We start from the raw sequence: 17637 nt of genomic DNA, 5'->3' as shown, positions 1-17637 counted from the left end.
TTTGTCCGTTGCTCCCCGCTCGACGATTCCACGTTGTGACGGCGAGGAAGGCGGCGCACGGGCGACGCGAGGCCGCCCGCCCGCTCTGTTCAGGCCGCCATCAGCAAGGACCGCGCTCCCTCCACAGCCTGCAGGGCGAGGCTATCCGGAGGCGCGCCGAGCGCCGCCGGGCGATCTCGAGCGCGGGCGCGGGCCGCTCTTCGCCGCCCGCTTCGGCTTCGGCGCGTCCGCCCGCGGGAGGAGGTTCTCCCCTCCCCACGCCATCACCGCGTCGATGAAGGCGCGGAGCTGCGGCGGCATGAACTCCCGCTCCGCGTAGACCACCGCGATGTGTGATTCCGCCTGGATCGCGCCTTGTAACACGTGCAGGAGGGCGCCGCTCTCGAGGTGAGGGCGCACGACCTGCTGCGGCAAGAGCGCGATGCCGAGGCCCGCTAGCGCGGCGTCGCAGAGCAGGAGGAGGTCGTTCGTGAAGAGCGCGCCCTCGACCTGGAACTTGCCGCCGGAGGACGGCCAGTGCGTCTGCGGCAGCTCCCCCCGGGCGAAGCCCATCATGCAGCGGTGGCTCCGCAGATCACGGCGCGTGCGCGGCGTGCCGCGGGCCTCGAGGTACGCGGGCGAGGCGACCGCGAGGAGCGGCATGCGCGCCAGCGTCCGGGCGATGAGGCCGGGCTCGAGCGCGCTGCTCGCGCGGAGCGCGACGTCGTAGCCGCCGCGCTGGAGGTCGACGTGCTGGGTCGTGCTGTGGACGTGGAGGCGGACCTCGGGGTAGCGCCGCGCAAAATCGCAGATCATCGCGTTGAAGCTCGTGTCCACCATCGGCGGCACCGAGACGCGCAGCTCGCCGCGCACGGCGCCGTCGGCCTTGCGCACGCTCGCCTCGGCGTGATGGACCGCGTCGAGCACGACGCGGGCGTGGCGGTAGAGCGCCTCGCCCGCGTCGGTGGGGGCGAGGCTGCGCGTCGTCCTGCGGAGCAAGCGCACGCCGAGCCGCTCCTCCAGCCGCGCGAGGCGGCGGCTGATGGTGGCGCGAGGGACGCCGAGCTCGGCGGCGGCGCGGGACAGGGATCCGGCCTCCACGGCCTTCGAGAAGGCGAGGAGCTCGGAGGTCTCGAGGGGTTCGTCCATCTGGATCAAATCCTGGCAGCTGCTTCCAATTGTTGATGCATTGTTACAGGCGTGTCCAGGCCTCAGAATGCTCGCTCATGAACGACAGGGCGCGCACCCCCCCGAAGCCCGAGACCGAGGCCCGCGTCGGCGAGCACGCGCTCGCGACCTGAGGCGGGATCTCACGGAACGACTCGCCCCACCTCACCCACTCACCACCGAGCAAGCACCATGAGCGACCAACTCCTCCAGCAAGTCCTCGTCGAAGCGCGCACCCACAACGGCTGGCTCGCCGAGCCCATCGACGACGCGACCCTGCACCGCCTCTACGAGGCCCTGCGCCTCGGCCCGACCGCGGCCAACAGCGTGCCGGCGCGGATCGTCTTCGTGAAGAGCCCTGAGGCCAGGGAGCGCCTGCGCCCCTGCCTCGCGGAGGGCAACGTCGAGAAGACCATGAGCGCGCCCGTCACCGCGATCATCGCCTATGACACGCGCTTTCACGAGAAGATGCCGAAGCTCTTCCCGGCGCGCCCGACGATGGGCGAGGCCCTCGCCGGGATGCCGCCGGAGCAGCGCGACTTCTTTCTCCTCCAGAACGCCTCGCTCCAGGCCGGCTACCTGATCCTCGCGGCCCGCGCGCTCGGGCTCGACTGCGGGCCGATGGGCGGCTTCGACCGGGAGAAGGTCGACGCCGCGTTCTTCGCCGACGTGCCCTGGAGATCGATCCTCCTCATCAACCTGGGCCACGGCGATCCGGCGAAGCTCTACCCGCGCAACCCCCGCCTCGATTTCGAAGAGGCCTGCCGTATCGCGTAGTCGACCGGCTGCCGCCGCCGACGGCGACGGCTGCACCTGGACCTTCGCTGTCCACGGCAACACCGCGTTGCTCGACCCGCCGGCGCAGCGCCGCGGCCCGCTCACGCTTCATCACTGGGCCCTGGCCGGCGACGGCGGCCACGCCGTCGAGGTCCGAAGCGGCGAGCGCGTCGGCTGCCGCGTCCTCCTGACCATCGGCGAGCGCACCCGCCAGCAAGAGCTCATCCGGCCTGGGGCATGCCGTCCTCGTCGAGCCCTCCGCGGGCTGTGGCGTGAAAGCGGCCCGTGACGACCACACGAAGGAGCGCACCTCCTGCATTCCCGCCGCTGTCACCCGCCAGCGAGGCAGCGGTAGAAGCGTTCGTGCTGGTCGGGAGCCTAAAAAACGCTGACAGCCTGAGCAGCGACAAGAAATGGAGGCCCTGGGCGCCATCTGGTTCAACCCGTCTTTCGTTGCAGTTTCGCGGCGAGCCCTGCGGCGAGGTGCTCGGTCAGCGCGCGGACCGTCGTCGATGAAAACCGTCCAGGGGGGCTCAGCGCAAAGACGGGAGCCGGCGGCGTCACGAAGCCCTCGAGCAGCGGGACGAGTCGGCCGCGCTTGATATCGTCGCGCACGAGCCAGTCGGCGAGCAGCGCCACCCCGAGGCCCTGTCGCGCCATGAGCGCCACTGCCTCGCTGTTGTTGGCGGCGAAGCGACCACGGACAGCGACCGGGACGCCTTTGCCAGGCTCCCTCCCGAAGCGCCAAACGGTCGACGCGTTCGCCTCGCCGTGAACGAGGCACTCGTGGGTCCGCAGGTCGCTCGGGGCGCTCGGGCGGCCGCGCGCTCGGAGGTACGACGGCGCGGCGACGAGCACGCGACCGCTGTCGGCGAGCTTCCGCCCGCGGGCGCTCGTGTCAGCGGGGACGCCGACGCGAATCGCCAGGTCGAAGCCCTCGTCGACGAGGCTCACGTACCTGTCGGTCATCACGAGCTCTGCGCTCACCGCGGGGTGGCGCCTCAGGAAGTCGCCGACCGAAGGGACGATGAAGAGCCGACCAAAGACGACGGGGATGCTCACGCGGACACGGCCGCGCGGCTCCCGGTCGCTCTCGTTGAGCTCGCCGCTCAGCTCGTCGAACGCCGCGAGCAGCTCCCGGGCGCGGGCCATCAGACGCTGACCGGCCTCCGTGACGCGAACCGATCGCGTCGTGCGCTCGACGAGGCTCGCGCCGAACTGCGCCTCGAGCTCGGCGACCCACTTGCTCGCTGTCGACTGCTTGATCTTGAGGTCCCGGGCGGCGGCCGAAAAGCTGCCTCGCTCGGCGAGGCGCGAGAACAACCGCAGCGCTTCAAGTCGATCCATCATGCCCCTTTCGGAATAAGTCCTAGCATGAATGCGACATTTCGTCCCCTCCTGGAATGAGTCATTCCTGCCATGTCGATGACGGCGACCCACCAGGAGGCAATCCGTGACGACCACTGTTGACGAGCTCGACCCCGCGCACACCTACGTCGACCTCAGCGTCCGGCACATGACGATCACCGGCCTCGCGCGGGACGCGACGCTCGAGACCGGCGGCGTCGCCGTCGGCGACGCGGTGAAAACCACGACCTGCGGCTCCAGCGAAAGGGGCGAGCGGCGGAGGACTTCATGTGCAAGCGCATGAGGGTGGCGTTCCTCGGCCTCGGTGCGATGGGCGGGCGGATGGCCTCTCGCCTCGTGAACGACGACATCGAGCTGAAGGTCTGGAGCCGTTCGGGAGTACCGTCGTGGGCGCCGTCGCTGGGCGCGTTCGCCGCGCGAACGCCGGCCGATGCCGCCAGAGACGCCGATGCCGTCTTCGCGATGGTCACGGACGACGAAGCGTCGCGCTCCGTGTGGCTCGACGACGACGTCGGCGCGCTGCGCGGGATGCGCAGCGGAGCGGTCATCGTCGAGTGCAGCACGCTGAGTCCAGGCTGGGTGTCGACGCTCGCCGGGCGCGCGAAGGACGCTGGGCTCGCGCTCATCGACGCGCCCGTCGTCGGCTCTCGCCCGCATGCCGAGAGGGGTCACCTGATCTTCCTCGCCGGCGGAGACGCCGCGGCGCTGGAGCCGCTCCGTCCGATCCTCGGCCGCATGGGCGGCGCGGTGAAGCACGTCGGCGCCTCGCCCGCGGGAGCGTACGCGAAGCTCATCGTGAACACCTTGTTCGGCGTCCAGGTCGCGGCGCTCGCCGAGGTCCTCGGGTTCGCGGCGCGAGCGCGGCTCGATACGGCGGCGCTGATGCACGCGCTCGAGGGGCTCCCGGTCCTGAGCCCCGCCGCCAGCGGCGCCGCGGCGGGGATGCTGGCTCGTCGATTCGAGCCGATGTTCCCGGTGTCGCTCGCCGCCAAGGACCTGCGATACGCGCTCGAGGCAGCGGAGCGGGTCGGCGGCGACCTGCCGGTAAGCCGGGGCGCGAGCGAGGTGTTCGAACGCGGCCTCGCGGGCGGACTCCGCGACGAGAACCTGACGGCCGTCGCCAAGCTCTACGACGAGGAGTGAACCTCGCGCCGAGCGCTCCGTGTCCGACAAGGTCCATCGCTGCTCATCACCTGCGTGTGGAGCCCCCGCGACAGCACGAGCGCCAGCACCATCGGCGCGTGGTCGAGAGGGCCGCCGCTTCGCGCTTGATCACCGAGCGCGGCGCGACCGGGGAGCGGCGCGCCCCGCCGCGTCGTCGAGCCCGAGGCGACGGCGCATCGCCGCGGCGACCCGCTCGCGTGCCCAGCGGTGCGCGGGATCGGCCTGGAACCGCTCGTGCCACAGCAGCGCGAAGGGGACCGGCGGCAGGGCGATCGGCGCCTCGCGGACGACCAGCCCCAGGATCCCCGCCACCGCGTCCACGAGGGGCATCGGCGCGTTCATCAGGAGATCCGAGCTGGCGACGATCATCAGGCCGGCGAGGAACGACGGCACCTCGACGCTCACCCGGCGGACCAGCCCACGCCCCGCGAGCTCGTCGCTGATGACGTTCGGGCGCTCGTTGCCGATCCGCACGACCACGTGGGCGTGCGCCAGCCAGCGCGCGACCGTGAGCGGGCGGTCGAGCGCCGGGTGTCCGCGCCGGCCCGCCACGCCGAAGCGCAGATCGCCGAGCGGGCGGGCGATGGCGCTGCCGTCGACGAACCCCGCCGGGGCGAGCGCGAGCGATGGATCACCCGCCGCGAGCGCCCGCCCGAGATCGGGCGTGACGCTGGAGATCCGTAGATCGACGCCGGGAGCATCGCCGGCGAGGTCGGCGAGCAGCCCCGGCACGAGCGGGATGAGCAGGTCCGGCATCGCCAGCGCCAGCGTGTGGCGGCTCGTGGCCGGGTCGAAGCACGACGGCGGCGCGACGGCGGCCTGCAGCGCCCGCAGCGCCGCCGCGAGCGGCCCGGCGATCGCCTCGGCGCGCGGCGTGGGCACCAGCCCTTCGTCGCCGCGCACCAGCAGCGGGTCGGAGAGCGCCTCGCGCAGCCGCCGGAGCCGGTGGCTCATCGACGACTGCGTGAGGCCCATGCGCTGGGCGGCCCGGGTCACGTGGCGCTCCTCCAGGAGAACGTGCAGCGCGTGCAGATGGCTGGGGTCGAGCCCGTCGAACATCCAATCGAACATTACCATGATCGAGATGAAAATCATCGATGAGCACCATGACGCCGGCCCGCTAGAGTCGAGTCCATGGCCGAAAACGTTCGCTCTCATCGCCTGCGCCCCGGAGACCTCCTCGCCCCGTTGACCCTCGAGACGCTGTGCCACGGGCCGCTCCGGATCCCGTCGGGGGGCCTCCTCCACCTCCAGTTTCGCCGCTTCGCCGGCTGCCCGGTGTGTAACCTCCACCTCCGCACGTTCGCCCGGGGGCGCGAGCAGCTCGCGGCGGCGGCGGTGCAGACCGTCGCCTTCTTTCACTCCTCCGCGGAGACGATGCGGCCCTACCACGCCGATCTGCCGTTCCCCGTCGTCCCCGATCCGGAGCGCCGCTGGTACCGGCAATTTGGCGTCGAGCGCTCCGCGCTGGCGGCGGCGCACCCGAAGGTCGCGTGGTCGGCGATCCGCGGCATGGTGAGCGCGCGGTCCAACCCGTTCCACGGGGAAGGGGGCAAGGACGGGCTGCCCGCCGACTTCCTCGTCGGCCCCGACGGCGCGCTCCTCGACGTGCACTACGGAGCTCACGCCGCGGATCACTGGGAGCTCGAGCAGGTGATCGCCCTCGCGCGCTGACGTGGCGGAGCCGCCCGAGCAGCGCGCCGAGCGAGGGTGAGCTCACAGGAGATCTCTGGGGAGCTCGCTCCCGCTCATCACCTGCCGCACCTCGATGGCCATGTTGAGCGGCTCGCCGCCGAGCCCGGGCGCGGCGGACGCCTCTGCGGCGAGCTCGCAGGCGCGCTCGGGGCTCCCGACGTCCACCACCCAGAAGCCGGCGAGGAACTCCTTGGCCTCGGGGAACACGCCGTCGGTGATGGGCTTGCCGTCCTCGCCGGCGCGCACGAGCCTGGCCTGGTCGGGCGCGGTCAGCGCTTCGATCCCCACGAGCTCGCCCGACTCGCGGAGCTTCTGGTTGAAGCTGTTCAGGAACGCGAGGTGCGCCTGCAGGTCCTTCGGCGGCCAGCTCATCAACGCGTAGGGCTCTCGGGTCGGCACGTGCATCATCAGGAGGTATTTCATCGTCAGCTCCCTTTCAGCGTGCGCGCCCCGCATCGGGCGCGCGTCACAGAGGAGTCGGAGCCCAGGCGGCGTTCTCGACATCGCGGGGGACGATACTCGAAGAATTTCCTGGCGGCTGGCAGACGATGTGGGGAAGAGGAAGACCTGCCCCCCCACATCAAAACAGCCGTCCACGCCGAAGGCTCCGTCCGTCAGCGCCAGTGGAAGTCCCACTCCTGGTTGGCCGCGTCCGGCCGGCACGCGTACACGCCGACCTGCGCGCCGGGATACGAAGCGCCGCCGAAGATATCGACGCACTGCCCGAGCGACTTGATAGGACCGTTCAGGTAGAAGTACTCGTTGTAGAGGCCTCGGCCGCAGCCGTCCCACAAGATGATGGGAGAGCCCGGCACCGGCATGCCACCGGATACGTTGAGGCAGCGGTCGACGGCGAACGTCGCCTTGATCTCGCCGGCGAGGAAGCTCAACGTCTGGTACGATGCGGTGTTGATGCACGGCTTCAGCGTCGGCCGCGTGCCGAGGGGCGGGGTGCCGGGCGGCACGTCGACGCACAGATCGGTGCCCGTCAACTGCAGCCTGCTCGCCGCCGTCGCCGTCCAGCGCTCGCGCGCCGACGGCACCTCGCCGCAGCGGCGCACCTCGAGCGTCGAGCCGGCCGTCGTGCCGGTGGCGACGACGCACATGTTGCCCATGGCCCGCAGGCGCATGCCTTCGAACGAGAACAGCTCGTTGGGCGCGCCATCGATCAGGCCCCACGAGATGAGCGGCGTTCCGGACGTCGGCGAGACCACGCCGCCGCCGACGTTCATGGCGAGCATCTCTCCGCCGAGGGTCGCCCGGAGGTGGTGCCCGCCGGACGAGTGCGGCAGCTTCGACCAGGTGTCGTTGGGGGCATCCATGCACTGCCACGCGACGATGTCCTTGCCCCACTCGGTCGTGCCACCGTCGATGTTCAGACAGCGACCTCCGAGCCCCACGATCGAGCCGCCGTGCTTGCGCCCATAGACGTTCTGTGCGCCGATGACGTCCCAGGGAGACAGCGTACGATTCGTGTCGGCCAGGTTGCTGCAGTAGGTGGCCGCCATGATCGAGTCGGTGTCGGCCACCGGCGTCACCTCGCTGGCCCCCGTGTAGGCGACGCCGCAGTAGCCGCTCGGCAGGCAGACCTTGCCGTCGCCGCTCGCGCACTGGGCATTGGACGTGCACTTCATGCATTGCCCCGTCCAGTCGTCGCGGTCGAACTCGTGTGAGAACCCGAGCGCGTGCCCGAACTCGTGCATCGCGACGACCTCGACGCGGCCGTCGGTCGTGTCGAGCGTCATGTGCTGCGCGCCGCTGGGCCCCGGATAGCCCAGCCCGCTGCGGCTGCCGCCGCCCGCGGTGAGGTGGACGACGAGATAGCCGTTCGTGTTCGAGCCGCAGGGGCCCCAGTCTTCGAGCTTGATGTCCGCCGCGCGCTGCCACGAGTCGTCGACCGCGTCGCGGGCTCGAGCGAAGTACTCGAAGCGCCGCTGCCGCTCGCCGCTGGATACCAGATCGTCGATGCGATAACACACCGGCACCCAGCCGCCGGGCCAGGGGGCGCCGACCAGCTGGAGCGCGTCGTGGGTCGACGCGATCAGCTCCTCGTTCGCGGCCGCTTCGTCGCCCGGCTCGCTCGGTCCGCAGCCGGCGATGGCGGCGGAGACCGCGGCGATGGAGATGGCTGAATGGCGCAGGACGAGCGATGAGAATCTGCGTTTCATCGGATGTCTTCCTTCGTTCTATATCGATTTGAATCGCACGGACCAGAGAGCGCTCGGATACGTTGCGCGCCGCAAGCGCCTCGCCGTCGTCGAGAGAGGCTTATGCGGGCCGCCCGCCGCGGCTGACATCACGTGTCGTCTCGCGCATCGGTCGCTCTCCGGTGGCCGCGCCGCCGCAGGCCCGAGGCGCCCCGTCGGAAGAGGGGTATCCTCGGTGGGGTTGCGCTCGCAGGTTCCCTTACAGCCCCCGGATGCGGGGCTACCGCAGGCTCCCGGCTCGCGGGTCGCAGCCAGCGCGCTCCGCGCTCCGCCGCCGCGTGGATTCGTACCGCCGGATCAGCGATCCCTGACGGGACGGTTCAGCGGCGTAAGTAAGCAGCCTTTCCTACACAGCCCGCGGGCTCCCGCTCCGCCCGGGCGGAGCGCTCACGCCGCCGCGCGGACCGGCGGCAGGCGGAACGCGGCCCCCTCGGAGCGGCTGCGCCGGCGGAACGCGCCCGGCGCCTCGCCCGTGTGCCGCTTGAACGCGCGGCTGAAAGCGAACTCCGAGTCGTACCCGACCTCGGCCGCCACGGCGGCCAGCGAGCCGTCGCCCTCGGCGAGCAGCTCGGCCGCCCGCTGCATGCGGAGCTCGGCGAGGTAGCGGAGCGGCGGGACCCCCAGCTCGGCGAGGAACCGCCGCGCCAGCGCGGCGCGGGAGAGTCCCGCCGCCTTCGCGAGCGCCTCGACGCTCCAGCGCTCGGCCGGCTTCTCCTGCATGAGCCGCAGCACGCGCGCGACGCGACGGTCGAAGGCGCGCGCGCCGCGCCGGTCGAGCCCGCGCGACGCGCGCCCTTCGCGCGCATGCTCGTGGCAGTGCAGCGCGTAGGCGAGCAGCGGCTCGAGCAGCGAGCGCGCCAGCCGGGCCTGCCCCGGGGAAGCCTCCGCGAGCGCGGCGCGCAGCAGGCCCACGACCGCAGAGAGCCCCGGCGCGCGCCGCACCTCGCCGGCAGGCAGGTGGACCACGGGCGCGAGCGAGGCGAGCGCCCCGCCGGGCGCGGCGGCGTAGGTCGCCGAGATCAGCTCCGCCTCGGCGGGAGCGCGCCCGGGCGGCGGCGCGACGGAGCGGAGGCTCTGCTCGCGGGGCCCCGCGCCGCGCGGGCCGAACCCGAGGAGCACGACGTCGCCGGCGTCGAGCTCCAGCGCGCACACGCCGTCCTGCGAGAGGCGAAAGGCGCCCTGCACGACGACGTGGAGGCTCGGCGGATCGCCCGCGCCCGCGCGCCAGGGCGCGCCAGGGTGGCCGCAAAGCCGGGAGACCACCACGCCGCGGGGAAGCAGCCGCTCCATCTCGTCCGCCATGCCCCATGGTTGCCCGCGCCGAGGCCGCTCGTCCAGCGCTCGCTCGCGGATCGAGACGCCCGAGCATGACTCCGCGCCTCGCGGTCATGGCGCGCGGGCGAGGGCCGCAGGAAGCTCGGGGCCATGACGCGCCTCGATTCCACGCCGGATTCCACGCCGAACGAAGAAGCGCTCCGCCGCGCGCTGCCCGACAAGGTCCAGAGCAGCCTGCTGAGGAGCCGGACCGTCCTGATCTTCGGGGAGATCACCAGCGAGCTGGCGCAGGCGACAACCGCGCAGCTCCTCGCCCTCGCGAGCGATGATGGCGAGAAGCCGATCCGGATCCTGATCCACTCCCCGGGCGGGCACGTGGAGTCGGGGGACACGATCCACGACGTGATTCGCTTCATCCGGCCCGAGGTCAAGGTGATCGGCACCGGCTGGGTCGCCAGCGCGGGCGCGCTGATCTTCGTCGCCGCGCGGCGGGAGAACCGGTTCGCGCTCCCGAACACGCGCTTCCTCCTGCACCAGCCGCTCGGCGGCGTGCGCGGCCCCGCGTCGGACATCGAGATCGAGGCGGCCCAGATCATGGCCGCGCGCGAGCGGCTCAACCGCATCTTCGCGGAGGCGACGGGGCAGGCGCCCGCGAAGATCGCGCAGGAGACCGAGCGCAACCTGTGGATGACGGCGCGCGAGGCCCAGGAGTACGGCCTCGTGCATCGCATCATCGAGAGCGCGCTGGAGGTCTGAGCGCGCCGATGCGCCGGTCCCGGAGGATGGGTATGCTGCGCCGCGCGCCGTGAGGGCGCGCGGCGCGGTCAGGGGCGGTGTCCCTCGGAGGCTGCCGGGGCCGGGGAAGTCCACGCCCCACCAGTGATGGTCGAGACGCCTCTCGAGCCAACGAGATGATCGCCGCGATGCGCGAAGCGCGCTGTCCAACCTTCCGGCCCGAGCCGGCACCTCTGCGCCTCGGCCCCCGGCGCGGCGCCTCCGTCGCCGCGTCCTCAGGCGCCGCGTCCTCAGGCGGCGCAGCGCAGCAGGATCTTCCCCTGAACGACGCGCGCCCGCAGCGCATCGAGCGCGTCGGCGACACGCTCGAGCGGCCATGTCGCGTGGACGACCGGCTCGAGCGCCCCGCTCTCGACGAGCGAGAGCACCTCGTCCATCGTGCGCGAGAACCGCTCCGGCGCCTCATCGACCACCGTGAACAGGTCGCTCATGGCGAGCGATACGCTGCGTCCGAAGCCGTCCGCGAGCGCGGCGCCGAGCTCGACGCCCGGCGGCCCTTCGAGGAAGCCGAAGGACACGAGGCGGCCGAAGGGCGCGAGCAAGCCGAGATCGCGCGCGAGCGTCGCGCCGCCGGTCGCGTTGAGCGACGCATCGACGCCGCGCCCATCGGTCAGCGCGCGCACCCGCGCCGCGACGTCCTCGCGGCCGTGGACGATCGCGGCGGCGGCGCCGTTGCGCGTCGCATGATCCACCTTGGAGGCGTCGCCGACGAGCGCCACCGCGCGCACGCCGAGGTGCCGCGCGAGCTGCAGCGCGGCGGTCCCCACGCCGCCGGCCCCGCCGTGCACGAGCACCGTCTCGCCGGGGGCGATCCGGGCGCGCTCGCGCAGCAGCACCCACGCCGTCGCGTAGTTGACGATCGACGCGGCGGCGCGGTCGAGCGGCACACCGTCGGGCACGATCGCGGCCCGGCGCGCCTCGACGTCGGCGAGCTCGGCGAACGCGCCGGTGTGCGGCGTGCCCATCGCGACGACGCGCGCGCCCTCCGCCGGCCCCCGCGCGCCCTCGCCGAGCGCCTCGACCGTGCCCGCGAGCTCGAGGCCGAGCCCCACGGGCCTCGGCGTGAGGGGGAGCTTCCCGTCGGCGAGGAGCAGATCGATGTGGTTTACCCCGGCGAACGCGACGCGCACGCGCGCGTGCCCGCGTGGAACGGGGCCGAGCTCCCGCTCGCCGATCACAGCGCCGCCCGCGCCCGGGCCCGGCCTTAGCAATGCAGCTCTCATCCGTGCTGTCCCTCCGCGTTGAACAGGCCCCAGCGTGCGGGCGTGCGGTCGGCCAGTCCAATGGATGCACCGGATGCTATGCATTCACGCCGTGAATCTCTCTGCGCTCGACCTCAATCTCCTCGTCGTCCTGGAGGCGCTGCTCGAGGAGCGCAGCGTGACCGCCGCCGGCAAGCGCGTGGGCCTGAGCCAGCCCGCGACGAGCAACGCCCTCGGCCGGCTCCGCGCGCTGCTCGGCGATCGCCTGCTCGTCCGGCGCGGCCGCGCGCTCTTCCTGACGCCCCGCGGGGAGCAGCTCCGGCGCGACGTGCGCCCGGCCCTGGACCGCCTGCGGGCGGCGCTCGCCCGCCGCCCGGCGTTCGACCCCGCGGCGCTCTGCGACGAGCTGCGGGTGGGCATGAACGACTACGCCGCGTACGTGCTGCTGCCGCGGCTCGTCCGGCGGCTCCGGGCGCGCGCGCCGAGGGCCAGGCTCGCGGTGCTGCCGTTCGAGACGCGCGACGCCGTCCGGGCGCTCGACGCGGGCGAGGTCCACGTCGGCCTGGCAGTGGAGGGGCCCGGGCTGACCGGGCTCGAGTCCCGGCCGCTCCTGCGCGACGACTTCGCCCTCGTCTGCCAGCCTCCCGCGCCGCGCACGCTGCGCTCGTTCCTCGCGCGGCCGCACCTGCTCGTCTCACCGTACGGCGGGCGCGTCGGGGTGGTCGATCGCGCGCTCGCCGCCCAGCAGCTCGAGCGCGACGTCCACGTCACGCTGCCGCACTTCCTGATGGCGCCGCACCTGCTTTCGGGCACCGATCTCATCGGCGTCCTGGCTGGCGAGGTCGCGCGGGACATCGCCCCCGCGCTGAAGCTCGTCGTCGCGCCGCCGCCGCTCGCTCTCCCGGGCTTCACGCTCTCGGCCGTCTGGCACCCCAGGCTCACGGACGATCCGGCGCACGCTTGGCTGCGCGAGCAGCTCGCGGAGGCCGCGGCCGAGCGGCAGGCGTCGGCGCGGTGACGCCGGGTCGCGCGACGTCGCGCGACGTCGCGCGAGATCGCGCGAGATCGCGCGAGATCGCGCGAGATCGCGCGAGATCGCGCGAGATCGCCTACAGAGGGGCGAACGTGCACGCACCGCCGGCGCAGACGGGCCTGGACGCGAGGCACGCAGGCGTGCCGTAGGGGCAGCCCATCCTCCGATGCTCGCGACACACGGTCGCGTCGAGGTGGACGATGAGGCGCCTCATCTGCTGGACGCCCGCCCGGTTGACCACCTCACCACAGGTGCCGCCGCAGTCGGTGCTCGTATCGACGATGGAGCAATCGTTGTCGGAAGCGCATGCCCGGTAAGCGGCCCGGACACGCTCCACCTGGCCGGAGGCGCGGGCATGCAGCTGCTGACAGGCCCTCCAGTCCACCTCTCTCTCGTCCTCCGTGCGTTCCATCGTGTCGGCGAAGCCCGCGATCGCGAGCCCGAATGAAGCCATGGCAAAGAGCGCGGAGATCCCCAGACGAGTCCGGTTCGTTTTCATGCTGCCTCCATCGCGCGCGTGCTCGTGTTCGCCGGCGACGCGGGCGCATCGCGCGGCGACTCGCGTGTCATGAGGCTCCACCCGCGGAAACGGAAGGCGCTCGACGGCGCGTGCCACGGCACAGGTAACCGCGAAACGCCTGTTCTACGTGCCGAGGCCGCGGCCGCCCGCAGGGTTCGCTGCCTGCGCGGGGTGAGCCGCCGGAAACCACAGCCGGAAGGTCGAGCCCTGGCCCGGCGGGCTCTCCGCGGCGATGCTGCCGCCGTGCGCCTCCATCAGCCCCTTGACGATGTAGAGGCCCAGGCCGAGCCCCGTGTTCTTCTCGCGCGCCCGCGGGGCCTGGAAGAAGCGATCGAACAGCCTGCCGAGATCCGACGCCGCGATGCCCGGGCCGCGATCCTCGACCGTCAGCGCCGCGCCTCCCGACTCCGGACGGAGGGTCACGCGGATGGGCGAGCCGGCGCCGGAGTACTTGGCGGCGTTGTCGAGCAGGTTCGTGAGGATCTGCGACAGCCGGGCCGGATCGACGAAGACCTCGGGCACACGCCCCTCCACGTCGAGGGTCACCGGGTGCTGCCCGAGGGTCGGCTCGATCTCGGTGAGCAGCGCGCGCGTCGCCTCCTCCAGCGACACGGACTGGCGCTCGAGCGAGACCCGCCCGAGCTCGATGCGAGAGACGTCGAGCAGGTCCTGGCTCATGTGCGAGATCCGGCGGCCTATCCGGCGCAAGCATTGGAGTTGCTGGATCGACACGACGACCGAACCGTCCTCGCGTTTCGCGAGCAGCCCGTCCAGGAGCAGCGTCATGGCCGCGACGGGGTTGCGGAGATCGTGAGCGATCACGGCCGCGAACTCGCTGCGCAGGCTGTCCGCCTCGCGATGGGCCTCCTGCGTGCGCTCGACTTGCTGGGCGTAGGCGATGGCCAGCGCCGACTGCGCGGCGAAGAGCCGGACCATACGCTCGTCCTCCTCCGCGAACTCGGCGCCACCGTCCTTGTCGCACAGATAGAAGTTTCCGAACACCTTCTGCCCGATGAGCAGCGGGACGCCGAGGAAGGACGTCATTGCGGGGTGATGCGCAGGGAAGCCGCACGACCGCGGATCGGCGTGGATATTCGACACCCGGCTGGGCCGCGGGTCGTGGATGAGCGCGCCCAGGAGCCCGCGGCCCTCGGGTAAGCGGCCGATGTCGCCGGCGACCTTCTCGGTGATGCCGACATAGATGAAGTCGGAGAGCCCGGTGCCCTCGGCGTCGAGCACCCCCAGGGCGCCGTAACGGGCGCGGGTCAGCTCGCAGGCCTGCTCCACCAGGCGGCGCAGCAGCGCGTGCAGGGGCATGGCGGCCTCGATGTCCATGGCCACGTCGCGGAGCAATCGCAGCCGGCGGGCCTCGCGGCGCTCGGCGTCGCGCAGCCGCGCTTGCCGCAGCCCGAGCGCACAGGCGCCCGCCACGCCCCGGAGCAAGCGGCGCTCGATCCGGTTGAGCTTCCCCGGCTTGCGCCGCGCGAGCCCCAGCACCCCGACACGCTCGCCCCCCGCGCTCAGGGGGAACGCAAACACCGCGTGGAGCCCGAGCTCGAGCAGGCGCAGGGTGCCGCGGAAGGGGCCCTCTGGCAGATCCTCGATGCGCGCGACCTCCTGGATGTCGCCGGTCTCGACGGCCAGCGCCATGACGCTGGCAGCCAGGTTCAGGTTGCAATCTCGCGCGAATACCTCGGGAACGCCGACCGAGGCGACCAGCCTGAGGCGTTCGCCTCCCTCGGTGGCGACGAGAAACACGGCATCGGCGCGAACGGCGGCGGCCACCTCGTCGAGCAGCCCATGGGCCAGGGCCGAGGGCTCGTCCGCGCTGGGCAGCGCGGTGCCGACGCTGGCCACGAGATCGGCGAGCCGGATCGCGAAGGGCTGATCGGCGACGTTCTCGAAGACGAGCAGCGCCTCGCCGGCCGACGCGCGGCAGCGCACGAGCAACAGCAGGCTGCGGCCGGTCGGTCGATCGTACCAGACCTCCTCGTCGCTGAAGGACTCGCCGCGAAGCGCGCGCCGCCACGGCAACTCTCTCTCGGCGAGGACCGCCTGGCTCCCGAGCCGTGATATCTCGAAGCGCTCCGACAGGCGTTCCGGGGTCGGTGACTCCATCTCCAGGAGCTCGCTCAAGGACGCGCTCGCCTGGGCTCCATCCGTGCTGGTCAGCCTCATCACTGGCCAGGGGAGCAACGACTCCACGATCATGCGGGAGCTTTTGGTGCGCCCGCGGGCGACCGTCCAGATCACGCCGGCGGCGAGCGCCGGGCGCATCGGGATCGATGACGTGAGGTCGAGCGGCGGCTCCGCCAGGTCGCGCTCGGCAGGGGCTCCGACCCGCGGACCTACGGCGCCTTGGCGCAGCGGAAGCCGATGCTCCAGCCGCGCGCCGTGGAAGCGCTCGGGCGGCGGTGCGCGGAGCGCACATACTGGCTCTCGACCGTATCCCACCCACCGCCGCGGAGCACACGGCGGGAGTCGTCGCAATCGTCCCTGTCGTAAGGGCAATAATGGCTCTCGGTCCACTCCCAGACGTTGCCGGCCAGGTCCAGGGCGCCGGCGGGCGATGTCCCGGCCGGCGATCGCCCGACGGGGGCGGTCGCCGGGGCCGCGTCGTCGTCGTTGTACATGCGAGGCCACGGCCCCTTCCCCACCTTCTCCAGCCGCTCCGTCAGCATCCGGCTGCACTCGGGCCCGCAGGCGTTGAGGCGCTCGCCCGAGGGAGGCGCGTGGCCCCAGGGGTAGGTCCGAGCGTCCTTGCCGCGCGCCGCGAGCTCCCACTCCGCCTCGGTGGGCAACCGCTTGCCGGAGGCGGCGCAGTACGCCTTCGCCTGGTACCAATCGACGCAGTTGATGGGGTGGTCCAGCGCCTCGGGGCCGTTGCAGAACTGGCTCCAGAAGGAGCGGCCGCTGGGCGTGAGCCCCTCCGACTGGACGGTCTTCTGCGGGCGATCGCAGGCCTTGCAGTCCGAGTAGGCCTTCACCGTCACCTCGGTGACGTCGAGGCAAAACCGACTCACGGTCACGCCATGTCGCGGCGTCTCGTCGCTGGGCGTCTCCGCGTCCGCGTCGGAGCCCATCTGGAACTCGGTGCCTTCGACGAGCACCATGCCGGCAGGGCAGCCGCCCGATCCGGCCGACGGCTCGCGCAGGAAGAGGTACCCCCCCGCGCCCGCGGCGCACGCGGCGGCGGCGAGCGGCGCGGCGCGGCGGAGGCGCCTCTCGCGCGCGCGCTCGCCGCCTCCGCGGCCCCGCGCCGCCGGCCGCTCCGCGGCGCGCTGGTGGAGCACGGTGTGGCCAGCCGCGGTGTCCGGGACAGGGGCTGCCGTCACAGGGCCGCCCGCGAGCGCGCCTGAGCTCTCGAGCGTGCCCGAGGTGACAGGCGCTCTCGCGAGCTCGCCGGCGCCGTGGGGAGCGCCCAGAAGAGCGGCCGGCGCGGCCACGGTCGTGGCGAACGCGGCCGGGTGATGGCGGCCCGCGGGGGCGTCGACATCCGCCGTCCGGACCTCCAGGCTCAGGAACGCGTCGACCATCTCGCGCGCCGACTGGAATCGGCAGGTCGGATCGACGGAGAGCGCCTTGGAGAACCAGTCGTCGATCGACGCCGGCAGGCCCGGCCTCTGCTCGCTGGCGGGGCGGAACCTCCCCTTCAGGACCGCCGCGCCGACGGCGACGAACGAGCTGCCCTGGAACGGCTGCGCGCCGGTCAACGCCTCGTAGAGGATGACGCCGAGCGACCAGAGATCGGAGCGGAGATCGACGTCCTTGCTCCCCTCGAGCTGCTCGGGGCTCATGTACGGCGCCGATCCGATCACCATCCCTGTCTCGGTGAGCGCGGGGTTCGCCGCCGGCACGGCCGTGTCGCCCGCGACCTTCGCGACGCCGAAGTCGAGCACCTTGACGAAGAGCGGGTATCCCTGGCCCCCCTCCGTGATGAAGACGTTGTGGGGCTTGATGTCGCGGTGCACGATGCCGAGCTCGTGGGCGCTCTCGAGCGCGCTCCCCACCTGCCGCGCGAGCGACCTCGCGGTGGCGAAGCTGAGGCGACCGCCGCGCTCGAGGAGCTCGGCCAGCGAGAAGCCGCGCAGGAGCTCCATCACGAGGTACGGCACGGCGCCGTCGACGACGCCGTAGTCCATGACCTGCACCACGTGCGGGTGCGCGATCCGCGCCGTGGCCCTCGCCTCGCGCTGGAAGCGCGCGACGAGGGCAGGACGCTCCGCCGCCCGCTCGGGGCGGATGAACTTCACCGCGACGTCGGTGTCGAGGGCGAGGTGCCGCGCCGCCCACACGACGCCCATCCCGCCCTGCCCGAGAGGCCTCAGCAGGTGCAGCTTGTCCGCGATGACGGCGTCGGCTCGGAGCTCCACGAGGACCAGGCGGATGGTACCACCGGCGCGCCGGCGGCCGCATCGTGGCCGGCGGCGCGCCTGCCGTCAGGCGGGGGAACCA

The 17637-nt window shown here is 72.5% G+C and carries 15 protein-coding genes and 1 pseudogene; 6 read left to right on the top strand and 10 right to left on the bottom strand.

What is annotated here, in order from left to right; genetic code table 11:
* Positions 1 to 141: 141 nt before the first annotated feature.
* The gene (locus tag WMF44_RS12080; protein ID WP_437299282.1) at positions 142 to 1128 is read right to left on the bottom strand and encodes a LysR family transcriptional regulator; all 987 of its coding nucleotides are present in this window, start codon (positions 1126 to 1128) and stop codon (positions 142 to 144) included.
* Between the two features lie 204 nt (positions 1129 to 1332).
* On the opposite strand from WMF44_RS12080, the pseudogene WMF44_RS12075 reads away from it, so the two are divergent.
* Positions 1333 to 1923, top strand: a pseudogene (locus tag WMF44_RS12075) (malonic semialdehyde reductase); the annotation flags it as partial.
* Positions 1924 to 2361: 438 nt separating this feature from the next.
* Here WMF44_RS12075 and WMF44_RS12070 read toward each other — a convergent pair.
* Positions 2362 to 3273: a LysR family transcriptional regulator gene (locus tag WMF44_RS12070; protein WP_437299281.1), complete on the bottom strand. Its 912-nt coding sequence runs from the start codon at positions 3271 to 3273 to the stop codon at positions 2362 to 2364.
* A 103-nt stretch (positions 3274 to 3376) separates the two neighbouring features.
* Between WMF44_RS12070 and WMF44_RS12065 the strand changes: the two genes are divergently transcribed.
* Entirely contained in the window at positions 3377 to 3574 is a 198-nt protein-coding gene (locus WMF44_RS12065) for a hypothetical protein (protein WP_437299280.1), read from the top strand.
* Positions 3559 to 4434, top strand: a complete 876-nt coding sequence (locus WMF44_RS12060) for an NAD(P)-dependent oxidoreductase (RefSeq protein WP_437299279.1) — start codon at positions 3559 to 3561, stop codon at positions 4432 to 4434. Before WMF44_RS12065 ends, WMF44_RS12060 begins: the two co-directional genes overlap by 16 nt.
* A 129-nt stretch (positions 4435 to 4563) precedes the next feature.
* Here the strand turns inward: WMF44_RS12060 and WMF44_RS12055 are convergent, their stop codons facing one another.
* Entirely contained in the window at positions 4564 to 5550 is a 987-nt protein-coding gene (locus WMF44_RS12055) for a LysR family transcriptional regulator (protein WP_437299278.1), read from the bottom strand.
* Positions 5551 to 5589: 39 nt separating this feature from the next.
* On the opposite strand from WMF44_RS12055, the gene WMF44_RS12050 reads away from it, so the two are divergent.
* Complete coding sequence (locus WMF44_RS12050) at positions 5590 to 6129, top strand: peroxiredoxin-like family protein (RefSeq protein WP_437299277.1); 540 nt, start codon at positions 5590 to 5592, stop codon at positions 6127 to 6129.
* 42 nt (positions 6130 to 6171) lie between these two features.
* Here the strand turns inward: WMF44_RS12050 and WMF44_RS12045 are convergent, their stop codons facing one another.
* The 3 genes from WMF44_RS12045 to WMF44_RS12035 form a co-directional block, all read right to left on the bottom strand.
* On the bottom strand, positions 6172 to 6573 hold the full coding sequence (locus WMF44_RS12045) for a YciI family protein (RefSeq protein ID WP_437299276.1): 402 nt from the start codon (positions 6571 to 6573) through the stop codon (positions 6172 to 6174).
* Positions 6574 to 6764: 191 nt separating this feature from the next.
* Positions 6765 to 8318, bottom strand: a complete 1554-nt coding sequence (locus WMF44_RS12040; protein ID WP_437299275.1) for a M12 family metallopeptidase — start codon at positions 8316 to 8318, stop codon at positions 6765 to 6767.
* A 426-nt stretch (positions 8319 to 8744) separates the two neighbouring features.
* On the bottom strand, positions 8745 to 9659 hold the full coding sequence (locus WMF44_RS12035; RefSeq protein ID WP_437299274.1) for a helix-turn-helix domain-containing protein: 915 nt from the start codon (positions 9657 to 9659) through the stop codon (positions 8745 to 8747).
* 123 nt (positions 9660 to 9782) lie between these two features.
* Here WMF44_RS12035 and WMF44_RS12030 point away from each other — a divergent pair, with 123 nt between their 5' ends.
* Complete coding sequence (locus WMF44_RS12030; RefSeq protein WP_437299273.1) at positions 9783 to 10388, top strand: ATP-dependent Clp protease proteolytic subunit; 606 nt, start codon at positions 9783 to 9785, stop codon at positions 10386 to 10388.
* A gap of 269 nt (positions 10389 to 10657) precedes the next feature.
* Here the strand turns inward: WMF44_RS12030 and WMF44_RS12025 are convergent, their stop codons facing one another.
* A complete protein-coding gene (locus WMF44_RS12025) occupies positions 10658 to 11650 on the bottom strand; it encodes a quinone oxidoreductase family protein (RefSeq protein WP_437299272.1) in 993 nt (330 codons plus the stop codon).
* 91 nt (positions 11651 to 11741) lie between these two features.
* On the opposite strand from WMF44_RS12025, the gene WMF44_RS12020 reads away from it, so the two are divergent.
* On the top strand, positions 11742 to 12647 hold the full coding sequence (locus WMF44_RS12020; protein WP_437299271.1) for a LysR family transcriptional regulator: 906 nt from the start codon (positions 11742 to 11744) through the stop codon (positions 12645 to 12647).
* A gap of 91 nt (positions 12648 to 12738) precedes the next feature.
* Here WMF44_RS12020 and WMF44_RS12015 read toward each other — a convergent pair whose 3' ends face one another.
* The 3 genes from WMF44_RS12015 to WMF44_RS12005 form a co-directional block, all read right to left on the bottom strand.
* Positions 12739 to 13161 (bottom strand): hypothetical protein, encoded by a 423-nt coding sequence (locus tag WMF44_RS12015; RefSeq protein WP_437299270.1) that lies wholly within the window; start codon positions 13159 to 13161, stop codon positions 12739 to 12741.
* A 144-nt stretch (positions 13162 to 13305) separates the two neighbouring features.
* Positions 13306 to 15636, bottom strand: coding sequence for a sensor histidine kinase (locus WMF44_RS12010; protein ID WP_437299269.1), 2331 nt, complete (start codon positions 15634 to 15636; stop codon positions 13306 to 13308).
* Positions 15531 to 17555 carry a bifunctional serine/threonine-protein kinase/formylglycine-generating enzyme family protein gene (locus WMF44_RS12005; protein WP_437299268.1) on the bottom strand — a complete coding sequence of 675 codons (2025 nt, stop codon included), beginning with the start codon at positions 17553 to 17555 and terminating at the stop codon, positions 15531 to 15533. Before WMF44_RS12005 ends, WMF44_RS12010 begins: the two co-directional genes overlap by 106 nt.
* Positions 17556 to 17637: the final 82 nt, after the last annotated feature.

It is taken from the genome of Sorangium sp. So ce426 (genome assembly GCF_051475585.1).
GTDB lineage: Bacteria > Myxococcota_A > Polyangia > Polyangiales > Polyangiaceae > Sorangium > Sorangium cellulosum_B.
Note: the sequence above shows the minus strand (reverse complement) of the source record. Positions and strands in the feature narration are given on the sequence as shown.